The organism is Blastococcus sp. LR1, from assembly GCF_020166105.1.
Lineage (GTDB): Bacteria > Actinomycetota > Actinomycetes > Mycobacteriales > Geodermatophilaceae > Blastococcus.
The window spans coordinates 638,239-653,269 of the sequence record NZ_JAIUJY010000001.1; the positions used below are offsets into that span (position 1 = coordinate 638,239).

Consider the following 15,031-nt stretch of genomic DNA (forward strand, 5'->3'; position numbering starts at 1 on the left):
CCGCCGGGTCAGACGGCGTCGACGGTCCAGGCCGGCGCGGGCCCCATGCCGAGCCGCCAGCGCGCGGCCTCCTCCGACGGGCTGAACGGGCCGAGCGCAAGGCCCAGTGCCCGGAGCTGGGCGCGGGTGACGGCCAGCTGCGCCGTGCCGCCGCTGCCGCGCCCCGGAACCCCGGCGCACCCGGCGATCGACGGCGACACCACGTAGGCAGCAGCGCCGGACAGCCCGCGGTAGACCACCCGCTCCGGCACGCTCAGGCCGGGCGGGGCAGCGAGGAACTCGCGCAGGGAGTCGGGCACGGGCCGGAGCTCGGGGCGGTGGGCGGCGAGGGCCTCGGCCAGCTCGGTAGCCGTCGTCGGCAGGTCGGTGGCGCCCAGCTGCGCCGCGGCGCGGGCCCACTCCCCCACGTAGGAGTCCGGCCAGCCGCGGCCGAAGCGTCGGGTCAGGTCCTTGCCGACAGCCTGCTGAGCTCCGAGGAACGCGTCGGTGAAGGCCAGGTGCACCCAGCGGAGCAGCGCGGGGTCCGACGCCGAGTAGGCCTGGCCGGCGACCCGGCCGCGGACGACCGCGTGCATGCCCCGGACCCGCGCCGCCTCCCGCTCGGCGAGCTCGACGGAGCCGAACGTGCTGACCACCAGCCAGCGGGCCGTCCCGGCCAGCCGCTTCCACGGGTCCTCGCGGTAGGCGGAGTGCCGCTGGACGCCGGCCAGCGCGAGCGGGTGCGCGCCCTGGCCCAGGAGTGCTGCGACCCCACCCACCAGCGTGGAGAGATCGCCGTGCACGCGCCAGACGATCCCGTCGGGCTCGAACCAGCCGGGGCCGGTGCCCACGAGGGCGATGTCGCGGACCCAGTCCGGCGCGCCGGTCGGGTCACCGGAGACGCGGGCCCGGAAGGCTTTCCGCGCCTGCTCGGGCAGTGACGTCAGGGCGCGCATGCCCCGAATGTCCCACGCACGCCCCAGAACGGGCCCGCAGGTCGATCAGCGGGTGAGCTCGACGAGCTTCGTCACCGTGTTCCAGTTGCGGTTGGTCCCGGCGACGCCGAGCACCCGGTCCCACTTCACCCCGCCGACGCCGCTGTTCTGGAAGCCGCCGGGCAGCCACAGGTACAGCTCCCGGCCGCAGAGCACGGATTCGCCGCCCTCCGCCTTCGGCGCCGCCGCCACCCGGTCGGGGTCCGGCGCCTCGGGGAAGAACGTGACCGAGTAACGGGAGCGGTCGGTGGCGAGGTGTCCGAGCGGGTCCGCGGCGAGGACGTCGGCCATCTCGTCAGCGGTCCGGAGGACGACCGGGACGTCGAGGCCGAACTCCTCCTGGATCGCCGCGGCCAGCTCTGCGGCCAACCGCGCCTCGGCTAGCTCGCTGTCGAGCAGCACGTTTCCGCTGGCCAGATGCGTGCGGACGGCGCCGTAGCCGCGCTCGGTCAGCACCTCGCGCAGCCGCGGCATGGACACCCGGCGGGTGGCGCCCAGGTTGATGGCACGCAGCAGCGCCACGTATCGAGTGCTCACGCCCGCACGCTAGCCCCGCCGCCCACGCCCCCGCCCCAGCCCCAGCCCCAGCCCCAGCCCGAGCGATGTGCGTCCAGGGCGCGACCTGCGGCCCATCACGCGCCCTCCGCGCACAGTGCCCCAGCTCTCTGTCCACAGATATCGGCGACGTCAGCCAGGCCCTCCCGTGGCGAGGCACCGTTTCGCCATGTCTCACGACCCGGCCGCGCTCCTCGGTCCCGACGGCGTGGCGCGAACCTCGGATCTGGTGAACCGGGTTGACCGCCACACCATCAGTTCCTGGGTGGCACGCGGCCGGCTGCTCCGCCCCTTTCCGGGCGTGGTCGTCCTCCCCGACGCGTGGCCGGACTGGCACTGCCGCGCACTGGCCGCGGTGTTCGCAACGGACGGCGTCCTCAGTCACGGCTCGGCGCTGGGGCTGTGGCGCCTGGCTCCGCGCGAAGGAGCCATTCACGTCTCCGTGCCCGCGTCCCGTCGCGCTCTCCGGCGACGCGGCCTCGTCGTGCACCGCGTGACCGAGGTGCCGGCCGACCGGCTGGGACGTCTGCCAGTGACGCTCCTCCCCCGCAGCCTGGTCGACGCCTGGGGCTGGGCGCACTCAGCGCGCGGTTCGGGCCGCGCCGTCGAGACGGTGCGCGGCGCCGTCATCGAGGTGGCCCGTGATCGCCGGTTGCAGCCGTCGGCCCTCCTTCTCGAGCTGAGCAGACAGCCCGCCCTGCCCGGCCGCCGTGCGCTGGTCGAGCTCATCGACCTGGTGGCGCAGGGCTGCGAGAGCGAGCTGGAGATCTGGGGCGTCCAGCGGGTGCTACGCGGCCCTGGCATGCCGATGTTCCGGCAGCAGCATCCGGTCCGGCTGCCGTTCGGCGAGGTGCGGCTCGACGCGGCGATCCCGGAGCTGAAGATCGCTGTGGAGATGGACGGCGCCGCGTTCCACGGCAGCTCGGAGGCCCGGGAGCGAGACCTCATGCGCGACGCGGCCCTCGCCGCCCGCGGCTGGGTGGTGCTGCGCTTCAGCTACCGCCGGCTGCGGCGGGATCCGGAGGGCTGTCGGCGGGAGATCCTCTCGGTGATCCGCGAACGGTCCGCGCTCCTGCTGCGCTGAAGCGATGTGCACTGACGGCGGATTCGGACCCCCACAATGCGCCCTGCGCGCACATCGCTTCGCAGGGCGCAGCGTGGCCCGAAAACGCAGCGAGCCCGCCCCCGGATCGGGGACGGGCTCGGAGCGGGAAGTGCTTAGGCCGACTTCTCGCGGGGGGCGCGAGTGGGCTTGCGCGGGACGATCGTCGGGTTGACGTGCTCCAGGACGACCTCCTTGGTAATCACCACGGAGGCGATGTCCTCACGGCCGGGGATGTCGTACATCACCGACTGGAGCACCTCCTCCATGATCGCGCGGAGCCCACGAGCGCCGGTGCCGCGGAGGATCGCCTGGTCAGCGACGGCCTCGAGCGCGTCGTCCGTGAAGTCCAGCTCCACGCCGTCGAGCTCGAAGAGCTTCCGGTACTGCCGCACCAGGGCGTTCTTCGGCTCGGTCAGGATGTTGATCAGCGCCTGACGGTCGAGCTTCTTCACGCTGGTGATGACCGGGAGACGGCCGATGAACTCGGGGATCATGCCGAACTTCAGCAGGTCCTCGGGCATGACCTCGGCGAAGGAGTTGGCCTCCTCGATCTCGGCCTTGCCACGGATCTCCCCGGCGAAGCCGATGCCCTGCTTGCCGGCGCGCGCCTCGATGACCTGCTCCAGGCCCGCGAAGGCACCACCCACGATGAACAGCACGTTCGTGGTGTCGATCTGGATGAACTCCTGGTGCGGGTGCTTGCGGCCACCCTGCGGCGGAACCGACGCCGTCGTCCCCTCGAGGATCTTCAGCAGCGCCTGCTGCACACCCTCGCCGGAGACGTCGCGGGTGATCGACGGGTTCTCGCTCTTGCGGGCGATCTTGTCGACCTCGTCGATGTAGATGATGCCGGTCTCGGCGCGCTTGACGTCGTAGTCGGCGGCCTGGATCAGCTTCAGCAGGATGTTCTCGACGTCCTCACCGACGTAGCCGGCCTCGGTGAGGGCGGTCGCGTCGGCGATGGCGAACGGGACGTTGAGCATCCGGGCCAGCGTCTGCGCCAGGTGGGTCTTGCCGCAGCCGGTGGGGCCGATCAGCAGGATGTTGGACTTGGCCAGCTCGACCGCGTCCTCGCGAGAGCCGGCACCGCCGGCCTGGATCCGCTTGTAGTGGTTGTAGACCGCGACCGAGAGCGTCCGCTTGGCCTTGTCCTGGCCGATGACGTACTGGTCGAGGAAGTCGTGGATCTCCTTGGGCTTCGGCAGCTCGTCGAACTTGAGGTCCGACGACTCCGAGAGCTCTTCCTCGATGATCTCGTTGCAGAGGTCGATGCACTCGTCGCAGATGTAGACCCCGGGGCCCGCGATGAGCTTCTTGACCTGCTTCTGACTCTTCCCGCAGAACGAGCACTTGAGCAGATCACCGCTCTCACCGATTCGTGCCACCTGCTGACCTCCACCTGAGAAGCGCTGGTCCTGGTGCCAGGTACCTGCGGTTGGATGTGTGCTGCTTGTCGTGCCCCTGCTCGACCTCGCTGACAGGCTGCCCCGCGAGGCTCTCCTCCCGGCGCTGTGGTCCGGGGTTCGGGCGTTCGCCGAACGTACCTGCCGCCGTCCACGAGCTCGGGCAATGACTCACCCGGGTTCGTCCCGGCCGTCCCTCTTCTGTCTCGCAGCCCCCGGACCCCCGACGGTACGGGCCGAGCACGCGTCACGCGCGCCCTCGGCCCGTACCGAAAGATCAGACCGGGGGAAGAGCGTTGAGCTTCCTGCTCTGGATCACCTGGTCGACGATCCCGTACTCCTTGGCCTCCTCGGCCGTGAGGATCTTGTCGCGGTCGATGTCCTTGCGGACCTGCTCCTTCGTCCGGCCGGTGTGCCGCGCGAGGATCTCCTCCATCTGCATGCGCACCCGCTCGATCTCCGCGGCGTGGATCTCCAGGTCGGAGACCTGGCCGCCGGCCTCGCCCGAGGGCTGGTGGATCAGCACGCGGGAGTACGGCAGCGCCAGGCGCTTGCCGGGCGTCCCGGCCGCGAGCAGGACGGCGGCGGCGGAGGCCGCCTGGCCCATGCAGACGGTCTGGATGTCCGGGCGGACGAACATCATCGTGTCGTAGATGGCCATCAGCGAGGTGAAGGAGCCACCGGGCGAGTTGATGTAGATGGTGATGTCGCGGTCCGGGTCGGCCGACTCGAGCGTGATGAGCTGCGCCATCACGTCGTTCGCCGACGCGTCGTCGACCTGCACCCCGAGGAAGATGATGCGCTCCTCGAAGAGCTTGTTGTAGGGGTTGGACTCCTTCATGCCGTAGCTCGTGCGCTCCACGAAGGAGGGCAGGATGTAGCGGCTGGAGGGCATCTCGAAGCTCATCTGTTTGTCCTCAGGCCTCAGTTGTCGCTGACCGGGTTGGCGCTGTCGGTCATGGCCGCCCTGCTCACCACGTGGTCGACGAAGCCGTACTCGAGCGCCTGCTGCGCGGTGAACCAGCGGTCGCGGTCGGAGTCCTCGAGGATCCGCTCGACGGTCTGCCCGGTGAGCTCCGCCTGCAGCTCCGACAGCTCCTGCTTGGTCCGCCGGAACAGGTCGGCCTGGATGGCGATGTCGGAGGCGGTGCCGCCGACGCCGGCCGAGGGCTGGTGCATCAAGATCCGCGCGTGCGGCAGGGCGTAGCGCTTGCCCTTGGTGCCGGCGGTGAGCAGGAACTGGCCCATGGAGGCGGCCAGGCCCATGCCGTAGGTGGCGACGTCGCAGTCGATGAACTGCATCGTGTCGTAGATCGCCATGCCCGCGGTGACCGAGCCGCCGGGCGAGTTGATGTAGAGGTGGATGTCTGCCTTGGGGTCCTCGGCGGAGAGCAGCAGCATCTGGGCGACGAGCTGGTTGGCGATGACGTCGTCCACCTGGGTGCCCAGGAAGATGATCCGCTCACGCAGCAGTCGCTCGTAGACCGAGTCGCCGAGGTTCATCATGCCGCCGGCGCCGCGCATCATCGGCGCGCTCGCCAGGGTGGGGTCGGTAATGCTCACGGGTGCGGTGACCTCCGTAGAACTGTCTGAGCAGTCGGTCTCGGTGGGTGGTGCGGGCTTCGAACGGCCCACCGGGGAGAGGTACCCCCCGGCGATCGCCTGAGTCCTGTCGACCCTAACGCGGACCTCCGACGACTCAGTCCCGAACAGGGCGGTGTTCGCCGTCGGCGCAGCGAAGGGCCCAGGAAAACGAGCGACGCCGCCCCTCCCCTGCCGGGGAAGGACGGCGTCGACGATCGGCCGGGGGCTGATCAGGCGTTCTCGGTCTCCTCGGCGGGAGCCTCGTCCTCGGCGGTCTCGGCGTCCTCGGCGGCGGGCGCCTGGATCGTCTTGGGCCGCATGGCCTCGAGGTCGACCTTGTTGCCCGAGGCGTCGGTGATCGTCGCCTGCTCGAGCAGCTGGGCCAGCGTCTTGGTCCGGCGCACGTCGGCGACGAACTCGGCGATGTTGTTCGACTGCTGCAGCTGCTGCGCGTACTGCTCCGGGCTCATCCGGTTGCGCTGCGCCTGCGCCATGATCTGCGCCGACAGGTCGTCGTTGTCGACGGTGACCTCACGGGCGTCGGCGATCGCGTCCAGGATGAACTGGGTCTTGACCGCCTCCTCGACCGTCTTCTTCTGGTCGGCGTCGTAGGCCTCACGGCTCTCGGCGCCGGTCATCTGGAGGAAGGCGTCCCAGTCCATGCCGGCCTGGCGCAGCTCGTTCTCGAAGGAGCGGTTGCGCCACTCGATCTCGCGCTCGACGAGGTTCTCCGGCATCGGCACCTCGACGGTCTCGAGCAGCTGCTCGACGATCTTGTCGCGGGCCTGCGCGCCCTGCTGGATCACCTTGGTGCGGGCCAGGCGGGTGCGGACGTCCTCGCGGAGCTCGGCGAGGGTGTCGAACTCGCTGGAGGTCTGGGCGAACTCGTCGTCCAGCTCCGGCAGCTCCTTCTCCTTGACCGAGCGCACCGTCACGGTGACGTCGGCCTGCTCGCCGGCGTTCGGGCCGGAGAGGAGGGCGGTCTGGAAGGTCTTCGACTCGTCGGCGGACAGGCCGACGACGGCGTCGTCCAGGCCCTCCATGAGGTTCCCGGAGCCGATCTCGTAGGACATGCCCGTGGTGGAGCCGTCCTCCAGGATCTCGCCGTTGAGCTTGGCCTCGAGGTCGATCGAGACGAAGTCGCCCTGCTGGGCCGGGCGCTCGACGGCCTGGAGCATGCCGAAGCGCTCGCGGGTGACGGTGATCTGCTGGTCGATCTCCTCGTCGGTGACCTCGACGTCGTCGACGGTCACGGCGATGCTCTCGAGCTCCGGCAGCGTCAGCTGCGGGGCGACGTCGACCTCGGCGGTGAAGGCGAGGGACTCGTTGTCGTCGAGCCGGGTCACCTCGACCTCGGGCTGGCCGAGGACGCGGACCTGGTTCTCGCGGACGACCTCGGAGTAGATCTCCGGGATGGCGTGCTGGACGACCTGCTCCAGGACGACGGGGCGGCCGATGCGCTGGTCGAGGACGCGGTGCGGCACCTTGCCGGGGCGGAAGCCGGGGACGCGGACCTGCTTGCCCAGCTCCTTGTAGACCTCACCGAAGGCGTGGTCCAGGTCCCCCCAAGCCGCCTCGATCGCAATCCGGACCCGCGTGGGGCCCAGTTCCTCGATGGTGCTCTTCACAGCGGCAGTGCTCCTCGGTAAGACAGCGGATGGGGCGCCAGAGTGCTCCGACGGCGCCGGTCGACCCCCGAGTCTACGGACGGCGGAGGCACGGGCGCGGGGGCGGGATGCGCCGCCCTCAGCGCCTGCGGTCGGGGTGACAGGATTTGAACCTGCGGCCCCCTGCTCCCAAAGCAGGTGCGCTACCAAGCTGCGCTACACCCCGTAGCGAGCGTGAGTCTAGGCGCGTCGGCCGAGCGGCCCCGTGCGCGCGTCCCCGTCCGCCCTGCTCACGCCGAGACCCCGGGCCGGCGACCGGCCCACGGCGCTGCCTCCTCCAGAGCCGCCGCGACCCTCACCAGCACGTCTTCGCGCCCGTTGGCCGCGACGAGCTGGACGCCGATGGGGAGACCGTCGTCGGTCAGGTGCAGCGGCAGGCTGATCGCCGGCTGACCGGTGACGTTGAACTGCGAGGTGTAGGGCATCAGGCTGTTGATCCGACGTCCCTCCTCCTTGTCGCCGCCCGCGGTGAGCCAGCCCAGCTCGGGCGGCCGCGCGGCGATCGTCGGCGTCACCAGGAGGTCGAACCCCTGCCCGCCGAGCTCGGGCGTAGCCCACCAGCCGGCCATCCGCCTGGTCCACGCCCCGAGCCATGCACGCGCGCCGACGTAGTCCTCGGCGGAGAGCTTCCGCCCGACGGCGCGGTACAGGGCGTTGCGGGGCTCGAGCTCGGAGTCCTCGACCGGCCGGCCCAGCGCCGAGCGCTCGAGGGCGGAGAGGGTGAGGGCGATGTCGGCCGCGATGGTGGTGGTGAAGAACCGCGGGAAGAGCGGCTCGAACATGGCCTCCGGCGCTCCCGGAGCGACATCGCAGCCGATGCCCTCCAGCAGCCGGCCGGCCTGCGCCACCGCTTCCCGGCAGGCCGGGTCGTCGAGGTACTGCTCACCCGGGGCGGCGTCCAGCAGGCCGACGCGCAGCCGGCCGACGGGCGCACCCACCTCCGCCGCGAGCGGCCGCGGCAGCGGCGGAGCGGCGTAGGGGTCGCCGGGCATCGGCCCGGCGATGAGGTCCAGGACGGCGGCGGTGTCGCGTACGGACCGGGTGAGGACGCCGTCGATCGTGGCGCCGGCCCAGCCCTCCCCCACGTCGGGGCCCTGGCTGACCCGGGCCCTGGTCGGCTTCAGTCCGACCAGCCCGCACTCCGCGGCAGGGATGCGGATCGATCCCCCGCCGTCGTTCGCGTGGGCCAGAGGGACCAGACCGGCGGCCACCGCGGCTGCCGAACCGCCGCTGGAGCCCCCGGTCGAGCGGCTGGTGTCGTAGGGGTTGCGGGCCGGCGGGTTCGCGGCCGGCTCCGTGGTGATCGTGGTGCCGAACTCCGGCACGTTCGTCCGGCCGAGGACGACGAAGCCCGCCGCCCGGAACCGCTGCGCGAGATAGCTGTCGTTCGGCCACCGGACGCCGGCGTCCCGCAGGAACGACGTGCCGTAGTGGGTCTCTTCGCCGGCGACGTGGCAGCCGAGGTCCTTGAGCAGCAGCGGAACCCCGCGGAACGGGCCGTCCGGGAGCTCGCCGCGGGCTTCCGCGCGGGCGGCGTCGAAGCGCTCGCGCAGCACAGCGTCCAGCTGGGGGTTGACCCGTTGGATGCGCTCGATCGCCGCCTCGACGAGTTCCGCCGGCGTGGCCTCGCCGGTCCGGACGAGAGCTGCCTGCGCGGTGGCGTCCAGCCAAGTGGTGTCGGTCACACCCCGACCGTAGCGGCGGGCGCCGACGGAGATCGACGCGCACGCACGACCGCCCGGCGGCGGATGAGCCACTCGGCGACCGCCAGGTTGATCAGCCAGCCGGCACCCATGGGCCAGGCCTCGGTGGCCGAGCCGGTCCCCCCCACCACCGCGAGCCAGACGCCGGCCGTGATCACCTGCGTCCCGGCGCCCAGGCCCAGTGCGTAGCCGCGCAGCATCCAGGCGCGGTGCCGGGCGAGGTCCCGCCGCAGGACGGCGGCCACGCCCAGGACCAGCGATCCGGCCATCCCGATCCCGGCGGCCGCGCGGAACAGCGAGAGCAGGCCGCTGTCGGTCCCGATGATGACGACGGTCAGCCAGAGCCCGCTGAGCGCTGCGACCAGACCCGCCGGCGCGGCGATCCGACCGGTGAGCCGGTGCCAGCGTGGCCGCCGACCGCGGGTGCCGGGCACGAACTGGAACGCGCCCACCACCGTGAAGACGAGCGCGCTGAGGATGTGCACCACGAGAGGCACGGGCGCAGCTGCCGACCGCGGCTGCTCGGGGAGCGCCACTGCGCCGCCGGACAGCTCGACCAGCCGGGCAGCACCGGCCGCGACCGGCACGAGGGCCAGGACGATGAGGGCGGCTGGCGCCAGCCACCGGGCGCGGGACGTTCCGGGCGCTGTTGCGGTCATGCAGCGATCGTCGGGGACGGCAGAACGCCGGTCATCGGGCGAAAGGCCGGACCCGCACTCGTCCCAAGGTATGAGCCGGCTACCGGCCCGGCGCCACGCGGCGGGTGTCGTACGCCCAGATGGCCAGCTCCACGCGGTTCCGGACGCCGAGCTTGGCCATGAGGCTGCCGACGTGGGTCTTCACCGTGCTCAGCGTGACGTGCAGCTCCCGGGCGATCTCGTCGTTCGAGCGGCCCCGTGCCACGGCGGCCAGGACCTCCTCCTCCCGGTCGGTCAACGGGACGACGGGCTGCGCCGCTGGAGGGGACGGCGCCGTGCCGGCGAAGGTGTCGAGCAGCCGGGCGGTGACGCTCGGAGCGATCAGGGCGTCCCCCCGGGCGGCGGCGTGCACCGCCTGGGCCAGCAGATCGGGGCCGGCGTCCTTGAGCAGGAAGCCCCGGGCCCCGGCACGCAGGGCGGCGTAGACGTACTCGTCCAGGTCGAACGTGGTGATGACGACGACGGCGATCGGTTCCGCGGCGTCGGGCCCGGCGAGCCGGCGGGTGGCCTCGAGCCCGTCGGTCCCGGGCATGCGGATGTCGAGCAGGCAGACGTCGGGACGCAGCCGGCGGGCGAGCTGGACGGCCTCCTCGCCGTCGGCGGCCTCGCCGACCACCTCGATGCCGGGCTGGGCGTCGAGGATCATCCGCAGCCCGGTCCGCACGATCTCCTGGTCGTCGGCGACCACCACCCGGACGGTCATGCCGGCCCCCGCCGGGGCAGCACAGCGGTGACAGTCCAGCCGGAGTGGGCGTCCGGACCGGCCTGGAACGTGCCGCCGAGCAGGGAGGCGCGCTCGGCCATGCCGCGGAGGCCGAAGCCGGGCGGGGCCGGACGGGCGCTGTCGCCGTCGTCCCCGACCCGCAGGTGCACGGAGTCCTCGTCGACGACGACGCGCACCTCGATGCGGGTCACGCGACGGGCGTGCCGGCGGGCGTTGGTGACCGACTCCTGCGCCAGCCGGTAGCCGGCGGCAGCCACCGAGGGAGAGACGGCGTCCGCGTCACCGACCACCTCGACGTCCACGACCGGCCCGTCCGCGGTCGCCAGCCGGTGCAGGTCGGCCAGCCCGGGGGTGGGCGAGAGCTCGGCGGGGTCGTCGCGGCGCAGCGTCCGCACCATGCTGCGCATCTCGGCCAGCGTGCTGGCCGCCTCGGCCTCGATCAGCCGCAGCGCCTCGGCCGCGGCCTCCGGGCGGGCGGTCGCGGTGGCCAGGCCGGCCTGCGCGCGGATGGCGATCGCCGAGACGTGGTGGGCGACGGTGTCGTGCAGGTCGCGGGCCAGGCCCTCGCGCTCCCGCGCCGCGACCTGGTCGAGCTCGCGCGCCCGGGCCCTCGCACGTGAGCGGGCAGCCGACCCCAGCGCCAGGGCCGTGAGCAGGATGGCGGACCCACCGATGGCGTCCCCCGTGGATGTCGTGCCCGCGAGCATCGACACGACTGCGCTGACGAGGAGGAACGCCAGCCCGCCGAGTGCCTCGCGCCCGGACCCCCAGCGGACGACGGCATAGGGCAGCACGAGGCCGACGACGGCCGAGTACAGACCGTTCTCGTCGCCGGTGACGACCGCGAGCACGTCCAGCGCGAGGAACCAGCCGACGAGGACGAGCAGTGGGTGCGTCCGGCGCCAGAGCAGCAGCGGCACGAGCGCGCAGAGGACGGCGACCTGCAGCCAGGAGAAGGGCAGGTCGACGCGGAGCACGCCTTCCAGCACCGCGGCGGCCGGGGCCAGGGCGACCAGGGCCACGTCCCACCAGGCGCGCGACGGCGGGTCCGGTGGCCGGGGCTCGGACCACACCGAGCGCAGCAGCGCATGCACGCCGGTCACCGTACGAGCCGGAACGGCGCAGGTGATCAGCCGTAAGTACGACTTGCCGAGTGCGGTCACCGACGCGGCGGACTCGGCGTTCCCGGGAGGCGCTACCCTCGACGCGAACTCCGGCCTGCCGATCTCCATCGGCAGGCGGGGCGTTCCGCGGGTGTAGCTCAATGGTAGAGCCCCAGCCTTCCAAGCTGGCCATGCCGGTTCGATCCCGGTCACCCGCTCCACGTACTGACCAGCCTGTATGTCCGTCTGCGCAGCTCAGCGCGGCCTTGCGCCGCTCCCGTGCCTTAACGGTGCTGCCCCCTGCTGACCGCTGATCACCGGCTCTGGCCGATGCTTAAGGCACGGATAAGGCACGCCCCGGCTGTGAATGACCTCGACGTCGTGCAGCTTCGTGCAGCTGCAGGGGCACGGGCCGCCAACCCACCAGCCACGCTGCGTATGGACCGCCAAGTGTCATCTCGTGGCTGGCCTGTCACGCATCGGGAGCGGCCGGCGCACCGTGATCGCGGCCTGACCGTCCCGTGTCGTTCACGTGTCGTGGCGGACATCAAGCGCGGGCAGGGAGTCCACCGACCTAATCGTCTCCAAGGAGACGGTGACGATGCCTGCCAGCAGGTCAAGAATGTAGCGCGGATCGCCCACTTCGCGGGACCAGTCGTTGGGGTCGCTGACAATGCCCGAAGCCTTGTCGGTCTCCATTTAGTAGCGGTCGATGATCCACTCGATGGCCGAGCGGCTGCCCAACTTGTAGCGGTACGCCTCGGCCGGGACGCCGCGGAGGGTGATCCGGTCGTTGTAGTGGATAACCGACTTGTCGCCGCGCGCTCCTTCGGCCTTCTGCTCCGGAGTGGGCCTGCCGAAGCTCATCTTCTTGTCCCGGACGGCGAAGAATGCGTAGTCCGCCTCGCCACCGGGACCGGAGACGTCGCGGCCCTCCAGCGGGTACGGCTCGACGGACTCGTACCCCAGGTGCAGCTCGGCCAGCCGCTTGCCCGCGTCGGCGAAGGCGCGAAAGTTGGCCGCGAAGGGGATGCGGGGCAACATCTTCTTCAGGTCCGCGGCATAGGTCTCCCGGTACTCCGGCGAGTGCAGGAGCTAAGGAGCTGTGGTTCAGCCCGGGGATGGCCAAGCGCCGCTACGACCTGTCCGAAGACACTCGCAGCGCGGGGGTACGGGAACTTGCCGACGCCGGACTGGTGAAGAACCTCCGGCGCAACCTGGACCCGGACCCCTTTGCACCCCTTCGACTGCGCAACGTCTACAAGCTCGACCTCGACCAATTTGAGCAGGACGCAGTGGTCTACCCAGCGCGCTAGCTCCTGGTTGTCTCGTCTCGCTTCGATCGGCGCCCCGGTCACCGCAACACGCCCCATGGCAATAGCCTCGTGCGCATCATCTGTGCAAAACTGAAGCTGACCGGGTCCGTAGGGGAGTCGGCTGAAGCTGGAGTGTGGCAGTGACTGTCTCCGCGTGGGCCCATGAGCTGTTTAATTCTTCGGCCCCGGCCGTGCAGGGCGCCGTCGTGGCAGCTATCCGGCACGCCCACGATGACTCCGTGGCGGCACAGTTCGTCAGCGGCACCACCCGCCAGGACCCCTACGGGCACACGCTGAAGAACCGCCAGTACGAGTGCCTGGTCGACCACCTGCGCGACGCCGACATCCCCGGAATGGACCTCATCCACCCCGCCGGCGCCGCGTTCGACCTGGTCCGGCTCGATGCCGGCAACACCATCCTGTTCCCTTGGCGGTTCTCCTCCGACCAGCGAGTGCGGCACGACAACGCCCAGCTGCCCCTCGCGCGCGCCTCCACCATCCGCCGCGGCATGCTCACCGTCGCTCCCGGCGAGGACGACCAGCTGTCCCTCGAGGACGCCGCGGTCAGCGACGAAGAACTGCTCGCCCAGAGCGCCGAGCGCCGGGAGGTCGAGGCCCAACTGCGCAACCTGGCCCGGGTCATCACCATCGGTTACGCCAGCAACTCCACCGGCATCTTCGAGCTGGGCTGGGGCGAGGCATCCCTGCTCGACGACGGCACGGTCAGCTGGGCGTCCTGGCACCCCTTGACGCACCTGCTGGCCGCCACCCGACCCAGCAGCGACGCGGCCCCAGGCCCGCGGGCCGTCCCCGGTACCGGCGGCGCCGACCCGGCCAACCGCGGCCCCCGGTTCGACGACGCACCCCTGAACACCGGGTTCGACCTGCAGCCCCGACACCCCCTGGCCGGCGAGCCGACCACCGAGCCCGGCGAGGACACCGGCAAGGACGCACAGGGCGACACGGGTGATGAGGCTCGGCCGTGAACCCCCCGCACCTGTTCTCCCTCCCCGACGGCGAGCCCGGCCCTGGCGACCTTGGCCCTGGCGCTCCTGACGGCACGGAACTGCTCTCGGCGATCGCCGCCGCCTTCGACCCCTACCGGCTGCGGCAGGCCCGCTACCTGGCCGAGCTGACCAAACGGGCGATCGCCGACGCCGTCGGGGTATCGGCGGCCGCGGTCGGCCAATGGGAAGCCGGGGTCACCGCCCCCCGCCCTGACCACATCACCCGCCTGGCCACGCTCCTGGACGTCCCGCCGGCGTTCTTCGCCGCCGGGCGACGCGCGGTGCGACTGGACGCTTCCCATGCCCACTTCCGCAGCCTGCGCTCCACTCCGGCAGCGCTCCGCCACAAGGCAGTCGTGTTCACCGAACAGCTCGGGGAACTGGCACACGCCTTGGAGAAGCGGGTCCAGTTCCCACCGGTCGACCTCCCGGGCTTTGCCCCGGGCGACGTTCAGCCCAGCCCCTACAGCGGTGACCCGGCCGCAGCCGCGGCCGCGGTCCGCCAGCAGTGGGCCTTGGGGGATGGACCCATCCCACACCTGATCCACACCCTGGAACGCCACGGGCTGATCGTCACCTTCCTGCCCTTCACGGAGCGGGAAACAAAGACCATCGACGCGTTCTCCACCTCCCACCTGCCGCGCCCGATCATCGTGCTCACCCCCGACCGGTCCACCGACGTCTACCGGCATCGGTTCACCGCCGCACACGAGCTCGGACACCTGATGCTGCACCCCGACACGGCCCCCGGGGACCCGCTGCAGGAGAAGGAAGCCGACCGCTTCGCCGCCGAGCTGCTCACCCCAGCCGAGACGATCGTGCCTCGCCTGCCCGCCCGGCTAGACCTTCATCTGCTCGAGCGACTGGGCCAAGAGTGGGGAGTCGCCGTGGAGAGCCTGATCTACCGCTGCCATGAGGTCGGCAGCATCTCCGACGCCACCTACCGCCGCGCATTTCAGCGGCTCAACCAGATGCGCAACCTCGGTCTCTTCCCGCCGAACGACGTGCACGGCTTCCCCGGGGAGCTGCCGACCCTGCTCACGAAGGCCTTCGACCTGGCGCAGAAGCACGGGCTCACCACCCCGGCCCTCGCCAAGGAGCTGAAATTCACCCTCCCGCGGGTCCGCCAGCTGCTCGGACAACCCGATACCCGCCCTCAGCTGCGCGTTCTGTGAGTCGGTCGCCGGGCAGC

16 protein-coding genes and 2 tRNA genes are annotated in these 15,031 nt (G+C 71.5%); 5 read left to right on the forward strand and 13 right to left on the reverse strand.

The annotated features are described in order from the left end of the window. Nucleotides 1-8: 8 nt before the first annotated feature. Nucleotides 9-935, reverse strand: a complete 927-nt coding sequence (locus tag LBW97_RS03135) for an oxygenase MpaB family protein (RefSeq protein WP_224497942.1) — start codon at nt 933-935, stop codon at nt 9-11. Between the two features lie 45 nt (nt 936-980). Continuing rightward, nucleotides 981-1,511, reverse strand: a complete 531-nt coding sequence (locus LBW97_RS03140; protein ID WP_224497943.1) for a DUF1697 domain-containing protein — start codon at nt 1,509-1,511, stop codon at nt 981-983. 187 nt (nt 1,512-1,698) lie between these two features. Here LBW97_RS03140 and LBW97_RS03145 point away from each other — a divergent pair, with 187 nt between their 5' ends. Then, nucleotides 1,699-2,613, forward strand: a complete 915-nt coding sequence (locus LBW97_RS03145; RefSeq protein WP_224497944.1) for a DUF559 domain-containing protein — start codon at nt 1,699-1,701, stop codon at nt 2,611-2,613. A 134-nt stretch (nt 2,614-2,747) separates the two neighbouring features. Here LBW97_RS03145 and clpX read toward each other — a convergent pair whose 3' ends face one another. The 9 genes from clpX to LBW97_RS03190 form a co-directional block, all read right to left on the reverse strand. After that, nucleotides 2,748-4,019, reverse strand: a complete 1,272-nt coding sequence (clpX, locus tag LBW97_RS03150; protein ID WP_224497945.1) for an ATP-dependent Clp protease ATP-binding subunit ClpX — start codon at nt 4,017-4,019, stop codon at nt 2,748-2,750. Between the two features lie 295 nt (nt 4,020-4,314). Continuing rightward, nucleotides 4,315-4,944, reverse strand: a complete 630-nt coding sequence (locus LBW97_RS03155) for an ATP-dependent Clp protease proteolytic subunit (protein ID WP_224497946.1) — start codon at nt 4,942-4,944, stop codon at nt 4,315-4,317. A gap of 17 nt (nt 4,945-4,961) precedes the next feature. Continuing rightward, a complete protein-coding gene (locus LBW97_RS03160) occupies nt 4,962-5,564 on the reverse strand; it encodes an ATP-dependent Clp protease proteolytic subunit (protein ID WP_224498239.1) in 603 nt (200 codons plus the stop codon). A 287-nt stretch (nt 5,565-5,851) separates the two neighbouring features. Then, nucleotides 5,852-7,249, reverse strand: coding sequence for a trigger factor (tig, locus tag LBW97_RS03165; RefSeq protein ID WP_224497947.1), 1,398 nt, complete (start codon nt 7,247-7,249; stop codon nt 5,852-5,854). 131 nt (nt 7,250-7,380) lie between these two features. Further along, nucleotides 7,381-7,454 (reverse strand) — tRNA-Pro (locus tag LBW97_RS03170). Nucleotides 7,455-7,518: 64 nt separating this feature from the next. Beyond that, nucleotides 7,519-8,973 (reverse strand): amidase, encoded by a 1,455-nt coding sequence (locus tag LBW97_RS03175; protein WP_224497948.1) that lies wholly within the window; start codon nt 8,971-8,973, stop codon nt 7,519-7,521. Beyond that, nucleotides 8,970-9,650 carry a DUF2306 domain-containing protein gene (locus LBW97_RS03180; protein ID WP_224497949.1) on the reverse strand — a complete coding sequence of 227 codons (681 nt, stop codon included), beginning with the start codon at nt 9,648-9,650 and terminating at the stop codon, nt 8,970-8,972. The genes LBW97_RS03175 and LBW97_RS03180 overlap by 4 nt, the downstream gene beginning before the upstream one ends. 79 nt (nt 9,651-9,729) lie before the next feature. Next, on the reverse strand, nt 9,730-10,392 hold the full coding sequence (locus LBW97_RS03185) for a response regulator transcription factor (protein WP_224497950.1): 663 nt from the start codon (nt 10,390-10,392) through the stop codon (nt 9,730-9,732). Further along, nucleotides 10,389-11,576, reverse strand: coding sequence for a histidine kinase (locus LBW97_RS03190; protein ID WP_224497951.1), 1,188 nt, complete (start codon nt 11,574-11,576; stop codon nt 10,389-10,391). The genes LBW97_RS03185 and LBW97_RS03190 overlap by 4 nt, the downstream gene beginning before the upstream one ends. Before the next feature lie 87 nt (nt 11,577-11,663). On the opposite strand from LBW97_RS03190, the gene LBW97_RS03195 reads away from it, so the two are divergent. Next, a tRNA-Gly gene (locus LBW97_RS03195) sits at nt 11,664-11,737 on the forward strand. A 307-nt stretch (nt 11,738-12,044) separates the two neighbouring features. Here the strand turns inward: LBW97_RS03195 and LBW97_RS03200 are convergent. Together LBW97_RS03200 and LBW97_RS03205 are read right to left on the reverse strand one after the other, a co-directional pair. After that, complete coding sequence (locus tag LBW97_RS03200) at nt 12,045-12,215, reverse strand: hypothetical protein (protein WP_224497952.1); 171 nt, start codon at nt 12,213-12,215, stop codon at nt 12,045-12,047. Next, a complete protein-coding gene (locus LBW97_RS03205; protein WP_224498240.1) occupies nt 12,216-12,608 on the reverse strand; it encodes a type ISP restriction/modification enzyme in 393 nt (130 codons plus the stop codon). A 29-nt stretch (nt 12,609-12,637) separates the two neighbouring features. On the opposite strand from LBW97_RS03205, the gene LBW97_RS03210 reads away from it, so the two are divergent. The 3 genes from LBW97_RS03210 (at nt 12,638) to LBW97_RS03220 (ending at nt 15,014) form a co-directional block, all read left to right on the forward strand. Next, nucleotides 12,638-12,832, forward strand: coding sequence for a hypothetical protein (locus LBW97_RS03210; protein ID WP_224497953.1), 195 nt, complete (start codon nt 12,638-12,640; stop codon nt 12,830-12,832). Between the two features lie 239 nt (nt 12,833-13,071). Then, complete coding sequence (locus LBW97_RS03215; RefSeq protein ID WP_224497954.1) at nt 13,072-13,818, forward strand: hypothetical protein; 747 nt, start codon at nt 13,072-13,074, stop codon at nt 13,816-13,818. Further along, nucleotides 13,815-15,014: an ImmA/IrrE family metallo-endopeptidase gene (locus LBW97_RS03220; protein ID WP_224497955.1), complete on the forward strand. Its 1,200-nt coding sequence runs from the start codon at nt 13,815-13,817 to the stop codon at nt 15,012-15,014. Before LBW97_RS03215 ends, LBW97_RS03220 begins: the two co-directional genes overlap by 4 nt. The last annotated feature ends 17 nt before the right edge of the window (nt 15,015-15,031 follow it).

Bases quoted from the DNA above. Each gene is read 5' to 3' on its own strand.
- LBW97_RS03135 (WP_224497942.1), bottom strand. From the start codon at position 935: ATGCGCGCCCTGACGTCACTGCCCGAGCAGGCGCGGAAAGCCTTCCGG.
- LBW97_RS03145 (WP_224497944.1), top strand. From the start codon at position 1,699: ATGTCTCACGACCCGGCCGCGCTCCTCGGTCCCGACGGCGTGGCGCGA.
- LBW97_RS03155 (WP_224497946.1), bottom strand. From the start codon at position 4,944: ATGAGCTTCGAGATGCCCTCCAGCCGCTACATCCTGCCCTCCTTCGTG.
- LBW97_RS03160 (WP_224498239.1), bottom strand. From the start codon at position 5,564: ATGATGCGCGGCGCCGGCGGCATGATGAACCTCGGCGACTCGGTCTAC.
- LBW97_RS03180 (WP_224497949.1), bottom strand. From the start codon at position 9,650: ATGACCGCAACAGCGCCCGGAACGTCCCGCGCCCGGTGGCTGGCGCCA.
- LBW97_RS03185 (WP_224497950.1), bottom strand. From the start codon at position 10,392: ATGACCGTCCGGGTGGTGGTCGCCGACGACCAGGAGATCGTGCGGACC.
- LBW97_RS03200 (WP_224497952.1), bottom strand. From the start codon at position 12,215: ATGGAGACCGACAAGGCTTCGGGCATTGTCAGCGACCCCAACGACTGG.
- LBW97_RS03210 (WP_224497953.1), top strand. From the start codon at position 12,638: ATGGCCAAGCGCCGCTACGACCTGTCCGAAGACACTCGCAGCGCGGGG.